Source organism: Brevundimonas sediminis (genome assembly GCF_048799765.1).
Classification (GTDB): Bacteria; Pseudomonadota; Alphaproteobacteria; order Caulobacterales; family Caulobacteraceae; genus Brevundimonas.
Genome location: NZ_JBLYQK010000023.1, coordinates 1 through 16,191 on the forward strand (window position 1 = coordinate 1; position 16,191 = coordinate 16,191).

Consider the following 16,191-nt stretch of genomic DNA (forward strand, 5'->3'; position numbering starts at 1 on the left):
AGGCGATGCCCACCGGCGCGCCCAGCTTGCGCTGGACGATCGAGGCCGTCGCCGCCCTCCGGCGCCTCTCCCCGCCCGCGGCCCGGCCCTCCCGGTCGCTCGCCCATGCCGCCGAACCGCCGCAGCGTCAGTTCGTAGGCGGACAGCTCGTCCGGGCCCAGACGGCCGTCGCGGTCGGTGTCGAGCCTGCTGAACCAGCGCAGTCCGTCCGCGGAGAATTCGTCGAAGGAGAGGGCTCCGTCCCGATCGGCGTCGGCGCCCCGGAACCAGTCCTCCGAGGGCCAGGGTCCGCCGGGCTCGCCGACAAAGGGCTCGCCGAACGGGCTGATGAACAGCGCCGGCCCCGCCGGACGGTCGCCCCGCGGGGGGCCGCCCGGGCGGCCCGGCCCTCCCGCGCAGGCCGCCACGAGAGCGGATGAGACAAGGGCGAGCGTTATCGCCCGCGCGCGACCGTGGCGCATGGTTCCGGACCTTTGAAGGACGTGGGGGGAGGATTACTCGGCGGGCCGGAACAGAAGGGCGGCGACCTTGTCGCCCTCAAATCCGATCACCCACTGCGTCTGGGCGTTGGCGAAGGTGACCACGAAGAGATCGGCGCCGTTCTGGCTGCCGACGAAGTCGACGGCCTGGACCTGACCAAAGCCGCGAATGAGCGGCAGAAGCTGGGCTTCCTGCGCCCTGACCTTTTCGCCCAGATCCTGGGTGAACAGATCATAGTTCAGCGTACCGGAGCGGGCGTCCGAGATGATCGTGCGCAGAACCTCTTCGGAGGCCGCATTCGCGGGCGTGATCTCGGCGGCGGGCGCGGGCGCGGGGGCGGGCGTCTGCGCCGCGGGGGCGCCGAACGGATCCGGCACGCTGCCCGCCGCGACCTGGGCCTGGGCGGCCGCGGGCAGGACCAGGGCGGCAAGGCCGAGAACGGCGGCGGCGAAAAGCGACTTCATCCGGGAGCTCCGCAGGTGAGGATCAGACGATGGCGGGCCAAAGCGACAGAACAAGGGCGGCGATCGAGGCGCATATTGCAACGGTGACACAAACGATGACCCAGACCGGAGTCCGGGCCTCGCGGACGATAACGGTCCGGGCCTCCGGCGGGTTCTGCGCCAGTTTCGACAGGGCCTTCAGGGTCGCCCTCAGCTCGTCCAGCGCATCGCGGATCTGGGCCTGCGGACCCAGTTCACGGCGGATCCAGCGCTCGACCACCGGCTGGGCGGCCGCCCACAGGTCATGGTCGGGGTTCAGGCGGCGCGCCACCCCCTCGACCGAGACCATGGTCTTCTGCAGCAGGATCAGTTCGGGCCGCAGATGCATGTCGAACAGGTCGGTGATCTCGAACAGCTGGCCCAGCAGGCGCCCCATCGACACCTGTGACGCCTGCTTGCCGATCACCGGCTCGCCGACCGCGCGCAGGGCCTGGGCGAAGGCCTCGACGGAATGCTCCGGCGGCACGTAGCCGGCCTCGAAATGGACCCGGGCGATGCGGTCATAGTCCCGGCTGATGAAGCCCCAGAGGATTTCGGCGAGGTAGCGTCGCTCCGCCGGGCCCAGTCGCCCCACGATGCCGAAGTCGATCGCAGTCAGCTCCGCCGGGGCGTGGCAGAACAGGTTGCCCTCGTGCAGGTCCGCGTGGAACGCCCCGTGGTCCAGCGCCTGGCTCAGGAACGAGCGCACGACATTGTCGGCCAGGGCGTTGACGTCCAGTCCGGGCTGCAGGATCGCGTTCGGGTCGGTCAGCGGCAGGCCGCTGGCCCATTCCAGCGTCAGCACCCGCTTGCCGACCCCGTCCCAGATCACCGCCGGGGCGTCCATATGGCCGGTGACGCCCTGGGCGTCCGGCTTGGCCATGATCTCCTTCAGCTCCGAGGCGGCGGCGGCCTCCAGCCGCATGTCGAGCTCCAGCGTCAGGGCGCGGGCGATGGTCTCGACAAAGGCGGAGGGCTGCAGTCGACGCGACACGGGCGCGAACCGGACGGCCAGCCGGGCGGCCAGCCGCATCGAGTCCAGGCCCTGCGCCACCCGACGTTCAACGCCCGGACGGAGGATCTTCACCGCCACCTTGCGTCCGTCGGCGAGGGTCGCCGGGTGGGCCTGGGCCAGAGACGCGGCCGCGACCGCCGGGCCGAACCCGGTGAACAGGGCCTCGACCGGACGGCCCAGCGAGCGCTCGACCTCGCGCTTCGCCTGATCCAGCGGGAAGGGCGGCAGGGCGTCCTTCAGCCGGCCCAGGTCCCGCGCGAACTCGACTCCGAAGATGTCGGCGCGGGTGGCCAGCACCTGCCCCAGCTTGATGGCCACGGGACCGAGATGTTCGAACGCCTTGCCCAGACGTTGGCCCGGCCGGCCCTCGCGTCCCTCCCGCCCTGCGAACAGGTGCAGCAGCCGGGCGATCCAGCGCGCCCAGACCGGCAGCAGGGGGGTGATCTCACGCGGCGCCAGGGCGTCATGGCGGATGAGCACGCCCACCCAGCCCAGCAGACGCAAGGCGGCGCTGACAGGGTCGCGCACCGGCACGGTGGCCGGCGGCGGCGGAGGCGTGCCCGGATCGATCCTCAAGCTCAGATCGCCCACCCGTGGTGGATGGCGGCGACCCCGCCCGACAGATTGGTCACGGTGACGCGGCTGAAGCCGGCCTCCTCGATCATCCGCTTGAAGGTCGGCTGGTCCGGGAAGCGGCGAATGCTTTCGACGAGGTATTGATAGCTGTCGCGATCCTTGGCCACCCATCCGCCGATGCGCGGGATGGCGTGGAAGGACCAGGCGTCATACGCCTTCCGGATCGCGCCGGCGGTCGGGCGCGAGAACTCGAGGCAGAGGAAGCGGCCGCCCGGTTTCAGCACCCGGCGCGCCTCGCGCAGGGCTTGCGGAATGTCGGCGACGTTGCGGATGCCGAAACTGATCGAATAGGCGTCCACCGAGGCGTCCGGCAGGGGCAGGGCCATGGCGTCGCCGACCGTCCAGCTCATCTCCGGCTCGCCGCCCTTGTGGACGCCGGCCATGATCATCTCGGCATTGTAGTCCAGCACGATGACCCGGGCGTCATCTCCGCCCATGCGCATCTGGGCCGCGCGCGCCATCTTCGAATAGCGCCGCGACATGTCCCCGGTGCCGCCGGCCACGTCCAGAATGGTTTCGCCCGGACGCGGATTCAGCCTGGCCGCCGCCGCGTCCTTCCAGAGCCGGTGCACGCCCGCGCTCATCAGGTCGTTCATCAGGTCGTAGTTCGACGCCACGCTGTCGAACACGCCGCGCACCATGCGCACCTTCTCCTTCGCGTCGACGTCGCGGAAGCCGAAGGAAGACGTCTTGCCCGAGCCGGAGCCGGACGGAGTTTGGGAGGCGTCGGTCATGTCTTCGCTCTACCCCTTCGCCGGGGCCGCGTCATCCGTCTGCGTGGACGCAGTCCGGAGGTTTCAGGCGCGGGGGTTGGGGCGGGGGACGCCAAGGTCCTTCATCACGCCGGAAATCGTCCCGTAGCAACCACAGGCGGCGGTTTCGAGCCCCGGGCGGTCCAGCACCTCGACCCAGCCGCGGCCGCGGCGGATCAGGCCCTTGTCCTCAATCTCCGAACCGACCTCGGAGACGGTGGCGCGGCGCACGCCGAGCATGCCGGCGATGTCCGACTGGGTCAGGTTGAAGCGGTCCCCTTCCGCCCGGTCATGCAGGGTCAACAGCCAGCGCGCCAGACGCTCGTCCAGCCGGTGCTGGGCATTGCAGGCGGCGGTCTGCTGGACCTGGGCGAACAGGCTTTCGGTGAAGCGGGACAGGGCCGAGCGCATGGCGTCGCTGCGGCCGAGGGCCTCGGAAAACACGTCGGCGGGGCAGCAGGCGGCCGCGCCCTCGATCTGGGCGATGGCCCGGCTGGAGGCGCGGGCGTTCAGCGGGCCGCAGGTCACCCCGACCAGGCCCTCGCGGCCGATGGCGGCGGTCTCGACCATGTGGTCGTCGGCCAGGACCGTCATCAGCGAGACCACCCCCGTCAGCGGAAACCACACCTCATCGAGCGCCTCGCCGGCGTCGTACAGCATCTGTCCCTGGGCGAACGGGCGTTCGCTCAGGTGCGGCTCGATCTGCTTGCGATCGGCCGCGGGAAGGGCGCTGATCCACAGATTGTCCATGACGTCCTCCTCTTCGGGAACTGTGACGCTCGATAACGCCCAAGCTTCGCTCCCTGTTCCTGCGCCGGTCGCTTGTGACCGCGCGGCGCACGGGTTACGCCGGAGAAAACGGAGGGAACGATGCCGGAACAGATTGACGTCACGGAAGCCTTGAAAGGCCTCCCGGCCTGGCGAAGGGCGCAGGATGACCGCCCGGCCATCGCCCGGTCCCTGACCTTCGCCGACTTCAACACCGCCTTCGGCTTCATGACCCGCGTCGCCCTGCTGGCGGACAAGGTCGATCACCATCCGGAGTGGTCGAATGTCTACAATCGGGTCGAGGTCCTGCTGACCACCCACGATGCGGGCGGGGTGACCCGACGGGATACCGACATGGCGCGCTTCATCGACGAAGCCGCCGCTGCGATGGGAGGGCAGTGATGAGCGGACGGGTAGCGAACAAGAGGGTCCTGATCACCGGGGCGGCCGGCGGACTGGGCACGGCCATGGCCCATATGCTGGCCCGCGAAGGAGCGAAGGTGGCGGTGACGGACGTCAACCTGGACGGGGTGCAGGCCCTGGCCGACGCCATCAACGCCGACCATCCGGGCTCCGCCTTCGCCTTTGCGCAGGACGTGACCCGCGAGGATCAGTGGATTTCGGTCATCGAGGCGGCGGTGTCGGCCATGGGCGGTCTGTCGGTTCTGGTGAACAACGCCGGCGTCGGCGGTCCGCTGGCCTTTGTCGAGCAGGACACGGTCGAGAACTGGCAGCGCCAGTACGAGATCAACCTGCGCTCCATCATGCTCGGGACCAAGCATGCGATGGCGCATCTGCGCGACGCGGCGCCGGCCTCGATCATCAACATTTCGTCGGTCGCGGGCCTCGCCGCGGCGCCGGGCATGGGCGCCTACAACGCCACAAAGGCCGGGGTCTGGATGTATTCCAAGACCATCGCGCTTGAGGCGGCCAAGATGGACTGGAATGTCCGCTGCAACTCGGTGCATCCGGTCTTCATCAAGACCCCGATCCTCGACCCCTTCATCGCCATGGCGGGCGGGGATGAGGACAAGGCGCACGAGCGGCTGGCCCGGGGCATTCCGCTGAAGCGCATCGGGGAGCCGGACGACGTGGCCTACTGCGTGCTCTACCTCGCCTCTGACGAGTCCAAATTCATCACCGGCACGGAATTCGTCATCGACGGCGGCATGCTGGCGCAATAGCGCCCGACCGGGTCAGTCGACCGCGATCACCTCGACCGACTGACCCGCCACCGTCGCCTCGTCACCGACCTGTCTGCCGACGAGGGCGCGGGCCAGCGGCGAGACGTGGCTGACCGAGCCCTTCGCGGGGTCGGCCTCGTCCTCGCCCGTGATCCGCCAGGTCTGGGTCCGGCCATCCTCGCGCAACAGGGTCACAGAGCCGCCGAAGCGCACGCGTCCGTCCGCCTCCGTCTCGACCAGTTGGGCCGAGGCCCGGCGGGCGGACCAGTAACGGAGATCACGGGCCGCGCGCGCCATCGGGGTCCGGTCGGTCTCGATCGAGCCCGCCGCCTGCGCCGCCGCATAGGCGGCCCGCGCCTCCGCCAGCGCAGCCTCGATCTGCGCCAGCCCGTCGCGCGTGACGAGGTTGGGGTGGGGAGAGATTGGACGGTCGGGAAGATCGGCGGCCGTGGCCTCCAGGTCTTCCTCGCGGGTGAAGGCGACGCTCATGGGATATCCGGTATGTGAAAAAGGCCGCGGTCGGAAGACCACGGCCCCTTTCAGTCTTCCCGGGGAAGAGGGTCCTCAGACCCTTCGCCCGCGGCCGGTGATGAAGCCCACCACCAGCAGGATGAGGAAAACGACGAACAGAACATAGGCGATGTTCATCGAGATGCCCGCCACCCCGCCGACGCCGAGGGCGCCGGCGACGAGGGCGAGCACCAGAAAGATAACGGCCCAGCGCAGCATGAGCATGTCCTTCCAGAGCGGTTGTTCCAGGTGGGAGCGGCTCAACGCCGCGCCTGAAAAACCAACCGTCGGGAAGCGAGACGGTTCCCGTCTCCTAGCGACGACGACCCGTATGCGATTTCTCGGTGAACGCCGCCGCCACCAGACTGGCAAGCGCCGGATTTCTCAGGAAAATCCAGCCACCGGCCAGAGCAGCGGCCGTGCCCAGGATCGGGCGTTCGCGGAACAGCATGAAGGCCCGTTCGCCGAGGCCGACGGGCTCATCGTCTTCTTCCTCGTCCGCGCCGTCGCCGCGCAGGAACACCAGGGCGACGATCGCCGCCACCAGCGAAAACAGCAGGAAGGTGATGGCCGCGGCGGCGAACCCCGGCATGACCATCGCCAACCCGTAGAAGATCGCCACCCCCAGGAAGAGGACGGCGACCAGGGCGGCGCCCGCGGCGATCGCAGCCGCGACCGCCTTCTTCACCAGACCCCTGGCCAGCCCCCCGCCGAGCATCAGCGACGACGGCCGGCGAGCAGCAGGCCGAGCACGACGCCGACGCCGAGCGCAATGGCGGTCGATTGCAGCGGACGTTCCTGGACGCGTTCGGTCAGGTAGCGCTGGGCCTCATCGAAACGCTCGGAGGCGTCGTCATAATATTCGCGACCCTTCACGCGGGCCTCGTCGTAGTAGCCGCGGGCGCGTTCGCGCATGATGCCGGCCTGTTCGCGCAGCCGGGCCTCGGCCTCGGCGGCCTTGGCGCGAATGCGGGCGTCGGCTTCCGACGCCTTCTCGCGCAGGGCGGCCTTTTCCTCGGTCCCGAGGACCTTCAGGTCGTCCTTCAGGGTGTTCAGATCGTTTTTAACGGCGGCCCGGGCCGCCTTGGTCGTCGCCATGATGCGCGCTCCGTTTGGTCAAGCTTGACGGTTAGATAAAGAACCCTGAGCCGGAACGCTACTGTGGCGTCGCGGTTCCCGCGGTGCAGCATGGGGAAGGGTGAGGGAATAGGGCTTGGCAGTTGGGAATTAGCGAGATCGCGCGGGCGGCATCGGCTACGCCATCTCTTCCTAATTCCCAATTCCTAAGCCCTACTCCCTCCATGTCCTTCCTCTTCCCCCCCGCCCCCACCCCGTCCCTGCCGATCCACGGCAGCGACGCCCGCTTCCCGGTGCGCCGCATCCTCTGCGTGGGCCAGAACTACGCCGCCCACGCCCGCGAGATGGGCCACCATGAGCGGGTCGATCCCTTCTTCTTCACCAAGCCCGCCGACGCGGTGGTCACGGACGGCGCCGATCCGGTCTATCCGACCGCGACGGGCAATCTGCACCATGAGGTCGAGCTGGTCTGCGCCGTCGGGCCGGACGGCATTGTCGGCTGGGCGGTCGGCTGCGACCTGACCCGCCGCGACCTGCAGGCCGGGGCCAAGGAGAAGGGCCGCCCCTGGGACGCCGCCAAGGGCTTTGACCAGTCCGCGCCCTGCGCCGCCCTGGTTCTCGGCGCCCTGCCGGACCCGGCCGCCCCCATCGCCCTCACCGTCAACGGCGAGGCGCGTCAGTCGGGCCGTCTGGACGACATGATCTGGAGCCCGGACGAAATCCTCGCCAAGGCGCGCGAGCTCTGGGACGTTCAGGCGGGCGACCTGATCTTCACCGGCACGCCCGAGGGCGTCGGTCCGGTGGTTCCCGGCGACCGGGTCGAGGCGACCATCGGCGGCCTGCCGACCCTCTCCTTCACGGTGGCCGCGCGATGATCCTGCACGGTTACTGGCGCTCGGGCGCCGCCTACCGCACCCGCATCGCCCTTGAGCTCAAGGGCCTGTCCTACGAACAACAGGGGCACGACCTGCGCACGGGCGCCCAGAAGGACCCGGCCTATGTCGCGCTCAATCCGCAGGGCATGGTCCCGGCGCTGGAGGTCGACGGCGCCGTCCTGACCCAGAGCCCGGCCATTCTCGAGTGGCTGGAAGAGGCGCATCCGACCCCGCCGCTGCTGCCGTCCGACGTCCTCGGCCGCGCCCATGTCCGGGCCATGGCCGCCCTGATCGGCTGCGACATCCATCCGCTGAACAACCTGCGTGTCGGCAAGGCCCTGCGCGAGGGCTTCGGCGCCGACCAGGCCGCCGTCGACGCCTGGGCCGCCCGCTGGATCCTCCCCGGCTTCGAGGCGCTGGAAGCCCTCGTCGCCCGCCATGGCGCCGGCTGGAGCTACGGCGACGCCCCGACCCTGGCCGACTGCTACCTGATCCCGCAGATCTATTCGGCGGGCCGCTTCAACGTGCCTCTGGACGCCTTTCCGCGCCTGCTGGGGATCGACGAGGCGGCGAAGTCGCATCCGGCCTTCATCGCGGCCCATCCGGACAACCAGCCGGACGCGGGCTAAAGCCCGGTTTCAGCCGTGTCTCCTCCCCGTCGCATAGCGATGGGGAGGGGGACCGCGAAGCGGTGGAGGGGGTCTTCACCTCAAGCACCGAAGGCGAGCATGGAAGAGGTCCGCCTTGGGTGGGAAGCGGACGCTGAGATTCCATTCCGATGGTACTCGAGATAGCTGGAAAGCCTGCGGGAGGGGTCGATGGGCGAGCAGGAGTTCAAAGGCAGTTTGATCGAGGTGCTCAGGTTGGCGGGCGAAGGTGGGTTGGCCGACGGCTGGATGTACCTCTCCTCCGAAACGGTCGACCGTTTGACGCCAACCCTGTTTCTACCCAGCTCCGCCGATATGACCGATCCGGAAGCGTACGCTGCACGGACAGGTTTCCCTTACGAGGGTCTGGACACTGCTACGCTGGAGGACGTCGTCCGTTGGACGGAAAGACAACTGGCGCCGGAGCCCTCCGATGAGGAGCTTGTGAATTCCTTCGAGTACTACTGGCGATTTGACGCGTTTCTGCCAGCGCTCGACGCCAAAGCCTCGCCGTCGCGCGAAACGGTGTTGAAGGAGCTTGATCGACAGTTTTACGGAGGTCTCGGCGAGGAGCGATCAGGCACGAGCTGCCGCAAGCCCGACTGCGATCGGGGGACCATCCAGTTCAGCGTTTTTTGCCGTGACCATCACTTCGAGAATATCAAAGGTCGGCCTTGGACTGGCGGGGAGTGCTGAGCGAAGGGAACGCTCAGACCGACGGTTACGAAAGTCCGCAGCGGGTCGGGAGCGGAACCCCCCTTATCCCATGAACCGGTCCACCGCCGCGACGAACCGCGTCGGCTGGTCGATCATCACCATGTGCTCGGCGCCCTCGATCCGTTCGAACACCGCCGGGCTGGGCAACCGGGCATAGGCGTCACGGAACAGGCTGTCGGCATGGCCGCGCGGCGAGTTGCGGTCGGGGCTCCAGCCATAGACCACGGTCACCGGGGCGGTGATCCGGGGCAGGCGGGGGCGCAGGTCCACCGTCATCACCTCATACAGGGACTGGGCCAGCACCTGCCGGTCGCCGCCCTGCCAGCCGATGCCGCTGAACAGGCTGTCGGTCGCCCCGCCCAGTTCGACCCCGAACCGGCGTCCCTGCGTCTGCAGGGCCTCGTCGCCGAGGAACTGGATCGCCTGATAGGCCACCTGGGCCAGCGGGCGCACATCGTTCACGGTCGCCTGCGGGCTGATCAGGGCCGCGAAGAAGGGCGAGGAATCCACCGTCATCAGCCGCCCGACCGCCCACGGCCAGTCCGACGCCAGCCTCAGTCCGATCTGGCCGCCCATCGAATGGCCGATGACCGCAGGCCGGCTCAGACGGTTGTCGGTGATGTAGCGCAGCACCTCGCCGGCCACGGCGCCCAGCACCGCTCCGTCGGCGTTGGCCTGGGCGGGCAGATCCCCGAAGCCCCGCACGGAGACAAGGTGGAGGCGGTACTTTCCGGCCAGCCGGCTCGCCGTCGAATGCCAGATGGCGGCGGTCGAGGCCAGGCCGGGGATCAGGATCAGGTCCGGCCCGCGCCCACGGGTCTCCACCGTGATCCGGCGCGAGGTGAAGCCGGTTTGCGCCCATGCGCCCGGGGCGGTCGCCAGCGTCGCCGCCGCACCCGTCGCCCCGATCAGCATGTCCCGTCTGTTCAACCGCATGTCCCCGTTCTCCCGGCGGATTGCGGCGCCATGATGAAGGGCGGCTGGATCGAGGGCGGAGCTGGTTGGGTGATGCAGCGGTGTGGCCAGGTGATTGGTGGATGGTGATTGGTGATTGCAGCGTCGCCGTTGGCGGAAGGGCGGTGCGAACCGTGCGGCGGCAAGCGGCTGGCCAACTACCAATCACCATCCACCAATCACCTGCATCCACGATCAAGAGACGGGATTGGCGCCATAGACAGCGCAGACGTCTTCGTTTGCGGAAGGGCGGCGCGGACCGCGCGGCCGCAGGCTGTTGGCCAACCACTAACCACCAATCACCAATCACTGCCCATCCGCCGGCCGACGGCGCGGCCCTGAACGAAAAAGGCCCGGAGCGGCGAACCGTCCGGGCCTTGATCTTCAACGATGCATCGACCGGATCAGGTCGCCGGGCGGAGGCCCGCGGTCAGGGTCGGCTGCTGGGTGCGGCGCTCGCCGCCCGCCGCGATGATGCGGTCGATCCGGGCCTTCTCGGCGCGGAAGGCGGCCAGATCGGCGCCCGCCAGGACGGTGCCCTCGGTGGTGCGGACGCCGGCCGGATTGATCCGCTGGCCGCCGCGCCAGATTTCATAGTGCAGGTGCGGGCCGGTCGAGGCGCCGGTCGAGCCGACGTAGGCGACCACCTGGCCCTGACGGACGCGCTGGCCGGCGCGGATGCCCGAGCCGTAGCGCGACAGGTGGCCGTAGCCGGTCTCCAGTCCGTTCGGGTGGCGGATGCGCAGCCAGTTGCCGTAGCCGCCCCAGCGACGGGCCTCGACGACCACGCCGTCGGCGGGCGCGATCACCGGCGTGCCCATGCCGGCCGCGAAGTCGATGCCCTGGTGCATCTTGCGGAAGCCCGAGATCGGGTGGCGACGGAAGCCGAAGGACGACGAAACGCGGAAGCCGCGCTCCACCGGGGTGCGCATGAAGGCTGAACGGGTGTTCTTGCCGGTGGCGTCGAAATACTGCGCCTCGCGGGCGCCCGCGGGCTTGAACCGGTAGAAGGTCACGCCCTTCAGCTGGGCGTACAGCAGATCGCCCGAACCGATGGTGCGGCCGTTCTCGGTCACCGTGCGGTCGAAGACATAGGTGAACTCGTCGTCCGAACGGATGTCCCGATCCATGTCGAACTTGTGCGAGAACAGGCGGCCGGCGGCGCGGGCGATCCCGGCCGGGGCGCCTTCGCGACGCGCGGTGCGGGACAGGGAGCCCTCGACCTTGCCGGTCAGAACCACCGTCTCATAGGTCACCTTCTCTTCCAGCGCGCGCAGGCGCAGGGCGCCGTCGAAGCTGCGCGACACGGTGACCTGGCTGGCCGGTCCGGTGCGCATCGTCAGGCCGATCAGGCGGGCGTCGCCCCGCCCGCCGCGCGGTTTGGAGATGGCGGTTTCAAATCGCTGGCCCGCACGGATCGATCCGACGTCCATGGCGTTGGACAGGGTGGCGGCCACCGCCGAGGCTTCCTCGGCGGCGATGCCGGTGCGGCGCACGGCCTGTTCAAAGGTCTCGCCGCGGCGGATTTCGACCGGGATGGCTTCCGGCATGGTCATGCCGACCGGCGCGCCGCCGGCGGCGAACGCCTGCGCTTCCAGCGCGGCGATGGTCGAGGCGGTCAGAACGGGAGCTTCTTCGGCCTTCGCGGGTTGATAAACGCGCCCGGCGAGCAGCGCCACCGAGATCGCCGCCACCGCCGTGAGGGCGTGAGGCGCGATGCGCATCGGCTGGCGACGTGGATCGAACTGAGCCATCGAACCCCGACAAACAACGACGCCGGCCCGGCGCCCAAAGCCACTGAAAGCAAGGATCGCGCCGCGCCGCCCCCCGTAGGAACCGCCCGTCGCGAGACAGGGCATATAGCCCGTCTGTCCCATCATGGGAAGCCGGATCGTTACAAGCCGTTAACCGGCGCCGTAATCGGCGGGGCCAGGAACGGTAAAGCCTGCCTGCGCGCTGAGATGATCCGAGATCAACGCCACAGTATTCACACAGATTGTGATTTCTATTCGCAGTCACTCCATCGCGACCGCCGCCGACGCCGGGCGCTTCACTCAAGGTTGCCTCAAGGACACTATTCTGTTGCCCGACAGCCACGGCCATTCTGCTCAGACGTCCGCGCGTCGCGGGCGCCCCGCTTCCCGTCAGGCGGCCGGTCCCGCTAAAGGACAGCGGACATGAGCGACATCGCCTCTTCCCCGCCCGGATCCGCCCCTCCGGCCCCGCGCCGCCCGCGCCCGGTGGTCCGGCGCGTCCTCGCCGTCGCCGGGGTGTTTCTGTGCGTCGTCCTGGTCATCGCCGCCATGGCCTGGCTGAACCGTCGGGCCGTGACCCGGCAGGTGCTGGTCGGCTGGCTCGAACGTCAGGGCGTTCCCGCCGACGTCGACATCCAGCGGGTCGAGCTGGACGGCGTCGTCGCCCGGGTGAGGATCGGCGACCCCCGGAACCCGGATGTGACGGTCGAACGGGTCGAGGTCGACTATGTCGTCGGCGCGCCCTGGTCGCGCGGGGGGCTGGGCGTCGCCCCGAGCCGGATTCGTCTGGTGCGCCCCGTCGCCCGGGTGAGTCTGGCCAACGGCAAGGTGTCGTTCGGGTCTCTGGATCCCCTGATCGAGCAGTTCACCGGTCGGCCGCCGGGCCCGGACAGCCGCGCGCCGCTCGTGCTGGTCGAGGATGCGCGGGTGCGTCTGCTGACCGACTATGGTCCCGCTGACATTCTCGGCGACGCCCGGGTCGAGGACGGCAAGCTGATACGGCTGGTCGCGCGGATGCCGCAGACGGCCCTGCGCAGCGGCGACCGGATCGATGCGCGCGGCCTGGCCGCCGCCGTCGACCTGACCACGACCGGCGACCGGGTCGCGCTGCGCCTGACCGCTTCGGCGGGGGCGGTGCGCCTGCCGGGCGTCGGCGGGGAGGGGGCGCGGCTGGTGCTGACCGGAGACCTGCCCTATCCCGATCTGAAGACCCGGAGGGGCGACGGTCAGGCGCGCCTCGACGCCCGTCTGACCGCCGATCGCCTGACGACCGGAGAGCAGCAGGCGGCCGGGGTCGAGGCGGCCCTGGCCTTCGCCGGCGCCACAACCGGCTGGATCGAGACCTTCCGTATTGATGGCCGGGCCACCACCGATATCCGCGCGAGCACGCTGTCGGGCGCGGTCGCCGGCCGCGCGGTGCGTCTGGGCCTCCAGGACGCCTCGGCGGTCCTGGATCGCACGGCGGACGGGCTCGGCTGGCGGCTGACGGGACCCGCCCGGGTCACCGCCGACCGGATCCGGGGCGCGGGCCTGGAGGGAGCCGGGGTTCGTCTGGACGCCGCCCGTCTGGTCGCCGGCGGCCGGGGCGCCGCCCTGGAGGCCCAGGGCCCGGTCAGCGTCGCCGCAGACCGGTTCGCCGCCGGAGACCTGTCCCTGGGCGGTCTGCGCGGCGCTGTGCGGCTCGATCTTGTCGCCGACGGGGCGGTGCGGGTCGATGTCCAGGGCGGCCTGCGGGCGGCGCGAGGCGCCTGGCCCCTGTTCGGCGCGCCTGCCCGGGACGATATCGTCGAGCTGGGCCGGATGAAGCAGGCCCTGTCGGCCTTCGCCGTGGATGTCCCCGCCTTCACCCTGTCGACGGGCGACACCGGCGCCCGGTTCGTGCTGGACCGGCCCGCGACCGTCACGCCGGTCAATGGCGGCGTCCTGACCATCCGCCCCGGCGCCGGTCCCGTCTTCAGCGCGGCGCGGGGCGAGCGCGGCGGCGGCAGCCTGTCCCTGACCGCCACGCGCGGGCAGGGCCTTCCGGAGGCGGCCTTCGGGATTCCGCGCTGGTCGCTGATCGACGGCGGTTTCACCGCGACCCTCGACGGCCGGGCGGCGCTGGACTTCGACCTCGCCCGCGGCATCACGCTCCAGACCCGGGGCGAACTGACGTCCTCCGGCGGACGACTGACCTATACGGCCGCTGGCTGTGCGCCCGTCTCCGTCGAGCGCCTCGAACTGGGCGACAATGACGTCACCGACATTTCCGGCGGTTTCTGCCCCTCCGGCCGTCCGATGGTCGAGGTCCGCAACGGGGCCTGGCGGGCGGACGGCCGTCTGTCCGGGCTCAACGCCTCCGCCCCCTTCCTCGCCCTGCATTTCCGCGACGCCGAAGGCGCCCTGACGGCCGACGGAGGGCCGCGCGGCGTCGGCCTGCAGGCGCGGATCGCCTCCGCCACCGTGGTCGACGCCACCGACCCGGCCCGCTTCAATCCCCTGACGGCGGCCGGCGCCGCCCGTCTGGCCGATCAGAACTGGACCGGCGCCTTCGACCTCTCGCGCGGCGGTACGGGTCTCGGCCGTCTGGACCTCGCGCATGACGGACGGTCGGGCGTCGGCGGTCTGACCATCGACGCGCCGGGGATCGTTTTCTCCGAAGGGGGGCTCCAGCCCGCCGACCTCAGCCCCCTGGCCGGGGAGATTGTCGGGTCTCCGGCGACCGGTTCGGTCCGGTTCAACGGCCGGATCGACTGGCGCGCGGACGGGGAGGGGGCCAGCAGCGGCCGCCTGACCATCCCCGGTCTGGATTTCACCAGTCCGGCCGGCGAGGTGAAGGGGCTGCGCGGCGTGGTCGACTTCGTCAACCTGGCCCCCCTTGCGGCTGCGCCCGGCCAGACCCTGCACGCCGACAGCGTGGCATCGGTCGCCCCCCTCACCGACGTGAATCTCGTCTTCGGTCTCGACAAGGCCGCCCTGACGGTCGAGGGCGCCGATCTCGATCTGGCCGGCGGCAGCGTCCGCATCGAGCCCCTGACGGTTCCGCTGGATATCCAGCAGGGTTTCACCGGCGTCATCGTGGTGGAGTCCGTCCAGCTCGACCAGATCGTCACTGCCGCCGGCTTCGGCGACAAGGTCAGCCTGGACGCGGTGGTGTCGGGCCGCCTGCCGTTCAGCTGGAATCCGACCGACGGCGTTCGCATCGTCGGGGGGCGGCTTGAGGCGATCGAGCCCGGCCGGCTGTCCATCCCCCGTACGGCCCTGTCGGGACTCGAGGCCGAGGGCGGCGGCGAGGCCCTGCCGCCGAATACGGTGCAGGACCTGGCCTATCAGGCGATGGAGAACCTCGCCTTCGACATCCTTTCGGCCCAGGTCGACAGTGAGGATCAGGGGCGACTGGGCGTCGTCTTCCGCGTCCGCGGCCGCCACGATCCGCCACAGCGGCAGGAGCTGCGCATTCCGCTGGCCGAGTTCATCAGCCGTCAGTTCCTGAACCGGGAGCTGCCCCTGCCGTCCGGGACCCAGATCGACCTGACCCTGGACACCTCTGTCAATCTGAACGAGCTGGTCAGCGACCTGATGGCGCTCGACCGGGCCCGCAACGGGCGTCCGGATGTGACGCCGGCGGACGAAGCGTCGCCTTGATCAGGCCGCCTTCACCGTTCAGAACCCGTTCACCCGCGATCGCGTTAAGTCGCCGCGGATCAATCGGAGAGTCCCCATGACCCGGACCAAGTCTCGCAGAACCGTCGCCCTGCTCGGCCTCGCCGCCGTGGCCATGGGCGCCGCCGCCTGCACGCCCACGGTCCGGCTCCAGGTCGATCCGATCCAGATCAATGCCCGACTGGACGCCGACATCCGCGTCCGTCTCGACCGGGAGCTTCAAGACCTCCTGGCCGAGAACCCGAACCTGTTCTGATGCGAAAGGTCCCTCCGATGTCATTCCGCAAAGTCTTCGTCATGGTGGCTGCCGTCGCCGCTCTCGGCGTCGCCGCGGGCGCGGCCTTCGCCCAGACCGCGCAGCAGAAGGCGCTGATCGACGCCGCCAAGGTTGAGGGCGTCGTCGGCGAACAGGCAGACGGCTATGTCGGCTTCCGCGTGCCGTCGTCGGATGCGGCGCTGACCGCCGCCGTCCAGGCCACCAACGCCGGGCGCCGTGCGGCCTACGCCCGCACCGCCGCTGACACGGGCGGCGGGGCCACCGCCGAGGACGCCGGCGTGCGCATGTTCGAAACCCAGCTCCTGCCGCGCATCAGCTCGGGCCAGTGGTACCGCAACGCCCAGGGCCAGTGGGTCCGGCGTTAGGGTGACCATAAGGCGGGCCGCCTCTTGAGCCCGCCGGCCCTCCGCGCGATACGGTC

The 16,191-nt window shown here is 70.0% G+C and carries 18 protein-coding genes and 1 pseudogene; 8 read left to right on the top strand and 11 right to left on the bottom strand.

What is annotated here, in order from left to right:
- From ACLQ7T_RS12190 to ACLQ7T_RS12210, 5 genes and pseudogenes are all read right to left on the bottom strand, one after another.
- A pseudogene (locus tag ACLQ7T_RS12190) lies at positions 1–461 on the bottom strand (hypothetical protein); the annotation flags it as partial.
- Positions 462–494: 33 nt separating this feature from the next.
- Positions 495–944: a hypothetical protein gene (locus tag ACLQ7T_RS12195; protein ID WP_420479668.1), complete on the bottom strand. Its 450-nt coding sequence runs from the start codon at positions 942–944 to the stop codon at positions 495–497.
- A gap of 22 nt (positions 945–966) precedes the next feature.
- Positions 967–2,568: a 2-polyprenylphenol 6-hydroxylase gene (gene ubiB, locus ACLQ7T_RS12200; protein WP_420479669.1), complete on the bottom strand. Its 1,602-nt coding sequence runs from the start codon at positions 2,566–2,568 to the stop codon at positions 967–969.
- Positions 2,556–3,347 (bottom strand): class I SAM-dependent methyltransferase, encoded by a 792-nt coding sequence (locus tag ACLQ7T_RS12205; protein WP_420479670.1) that lies wholly within the window; start codon positions 3,345–3,347, stop codon positions 2,556–2,558. Before ACLQ7T_RS12205 ends, ubiB begins: the two co-directional genes overlap by 13 nt.
- A 63-nt stretch (positions 3,348–3,410) precedes the next feature.
- Entirely contained in the window at positions 3,411–4,115 is a 705-nt protein-coding gene (locus ACLQ7T_RS12210; RefSeq protein WP_420472024.1) for a Crp/Fnr family transcriptional regulator, read from the bottom strand.
- Between the two features lie 120 nt (positions 4,116–4,235).
- On the opposite strand from ACLQ7T_RS12210, the gene ACLQ7T_RS12215 reads away from it, so the two are divergent.
- Positions 4,236–4,535 carry a 4a-hydroxytetrahydrobiopterin dehydratase gene (locus tag ACLQ7T_RS12215; RefSeq protein WP_420472025.1) on the top strand — a complete coding sequence of 100 codons (300 nt, stop codon included), beginning with the start codon at positions 4,236–4,238 and terminating at the stop codon, positions 4,533–4,535.
- Positions 4,535–5,317, top strand: a complete 783-nt coding sequence (locus ACLQ7T_RS12220) for an SDR family oxidoreductase (protein ID WP_420479671.1) — start codon at positions 4,535–4,537, stop codon at positions 5,315–5,317. Before ACLQ7T_RS12215 ends, ACLQ7T_RS12220 begins: the two co-directional genes overlap by 1 nt.
- 12 nt (positions 5,318–5,329) lie before the next feature.
- Here ACLQ7T_RS12220 and greA read toward each other — a convergent pair whose 3' ends face one another.
- The 4 genes from greA to ACLQ7T_RS12240 all read right to left on the bottom strand — a co-directional run bounded on the left by greA (position 5,330) and on the right by ACLQ7T_RS12240 (position 6,925).
- Entirely contained in the window at positions 5,330–5,806 is a 477-nt protein-coding gene (greA, locus tag ACLQ7T_RS12225) for a transcription elongation factor GreA (protein WP_420472027.1), read from the bottom strand.
- A 75-nt stretch (positions 5,807–5,881) separates the two neighbouring features.
- Positions 5,882–6,091, bottom strand: coding sequence for a DUF1328 domain-containing protein (locus tag ACLQ7T_RS12230; RefSeq protein WP_489671828.1), 210 nt, complete (start codon positions 6,089–6,091; stop codon positions 5,882–5,884).
- 49 nt (positions 6,092–6,140) lie between these two features.
- Positions 6,141–6,545 carry a hypothetical protein gene (locus ACLQ7T_RS12235; RefSeq protein WP_420479672.1) on the bottom strand — a complete coding sequence of 135 codons (405 nt, stop codon included), beginning with the start codon at positions 6,543–6,545 and terminating at the stop codon, positions 6,141–6,143.
- Positions 6,545–6,925, bottom strand: a complete 381-nt coding sequence (locus tag ACLQ7T_RS12240) for a glycine zipper domain-containing protein (RefSeq protein ID WP_420472030.1) — start codon at positions 6,923–6,925, stop codon at positions 6,545–6,547. The genes ACLQ7T_RS12235 and ACLQ7T_RS12240 overlap by 1 nt, the downstream gene beginning before the upstream one ends.
- Before the next feature lie 203 nt (positions 6,926–7,128).
- Here ACLQ7T_RS12240 and ACLQ7T_RS12245 point away from each other — a divergent pair, with 203 nt between their 5' ends.
- The 3 genes from ACLQ7T_RS12245 to ACLQ7T_RS12255 all read left to right on the top strand — a co-directional run bounded on the left by ACLQ7T_RS12245 (position 7,129) and on the right by ACLQ7T_RS12255 (position 9,122).
- Positions 7,129–7,779, top strand: coding sequence for a fumarylacetoacetate hydrolase family protein (locus ACLQ7T_RS12245; RefSeq protein WP_420479673.1), 651 nt, complete (start codon positions 7,129–7,131; stop codon positions 7,777–7,779).
- The gene (gene maiA, locus ACLQ7T_RS12250; protein ID WP_420479674.1) at positions 7,776–8,408 is read left to right on the top strand and encodes a maleylacetoacetate isomerase; all 633 of its coding nucleotides are present in this window, start codon (positions 7,776–7,778) and stop codon (positions 8,406–8,408) included. Before ACLQ7T_RS12245 ends, maiA begins: the two co-directional genes overlap by 4 nt.
- A gap of 189 nt (positions 8,409–8,597) precedes the next feature.
- Positions 8,598–9,122 carry a DUF7716 domain-containing protein gene (locus tag ACLQ7T_RS12255; protein ID WP_420479675.1) on the top strand — a complete coding sequence of 175 codons (525 nt, stop codon included), beginning with the start codon at positions 8,598–8,600 and terminating at the stop codon, positions 9,120–9,122.
- Positions 9,123–9,185: 63 nt separating this feature from the next.
- On the opposite strand, the gene ACLQ7T_RS12260 is transcribed toward ACLQ7T_RS12255, so the two are convergent.
- Positions 9,186–10,079 (bottom strand): alpha/beta fold hydrolase, encoded by an 894-nt coding sequence (locus tag ACLQ7T_RS12260; RefSeq protein WP_420479676.1) that lies wholly within the window; start codon positions 10,077–10,079, stop codon positions 9,186–9,188.
- A gap of 422 nt (positions 10,080–10,501) precedes the next feature.
- Positions 10,502–11,821, bottom strand: coding sequence for a M23 family metallopeptidase (locus ACLQ7T_RS12265; protein ID WP_420479677.1), 1,320 nt, complete (start codon positions 11,819–11,821; stop codon positions 10,502–10,504).
- Between the two features lie 453 nt (positions 11,822–12,274).
- On the opposite strand from ACLQ7T_RS12265, the gene ACLQ7T_RS12270 reads away from it, so the two are divergent.
- The 3 genes from ACLQ7T_RS12270 to ACLQ7T_RS12280 all read left to right on the top strand — a co-directional run bounded on the left by ACLQ7T_RS12270 (position 12,275) and on the right by ACLQ7T_RS12280 (position 16,135).
- Positions 12,275–15,475, top strand: coding sequence for an intermembrane phospholipid transport protein YdbH family protein (locus ACLQ7T_RS12270; RefSeq protein ID WP_420479678.1), 3,201 nt, complete (start codon positions 12,275–12,277; stop codon positions 15,473–15,475).
- 76 nt (positions 15,476–15,551) lie between these two features.
- A complete protein-coding gene (locus ACLQ7T_RS12275; protein ID WP_420472038.1) occupies positions 15,552–15,749 on the top strand; it encodes a YnbE family lipoprotein in 198 nt (65 codons plus the stop codon).
- Between the two features lie 17 nt (positions 15,750–15,766).
- Positions 15,767–16,135, top strand: coding sequence for a DUF1318 domain-containing protein (locus tag ACLQ7T_RS12280; RefSeq protein WP_420479679.1), 369 nt, complete (start codon positions 15,767–15,769; stop codon positions 16,133–16,135).
- Positions 16,136–16,191: the final 56 nt, after the last annotated feature.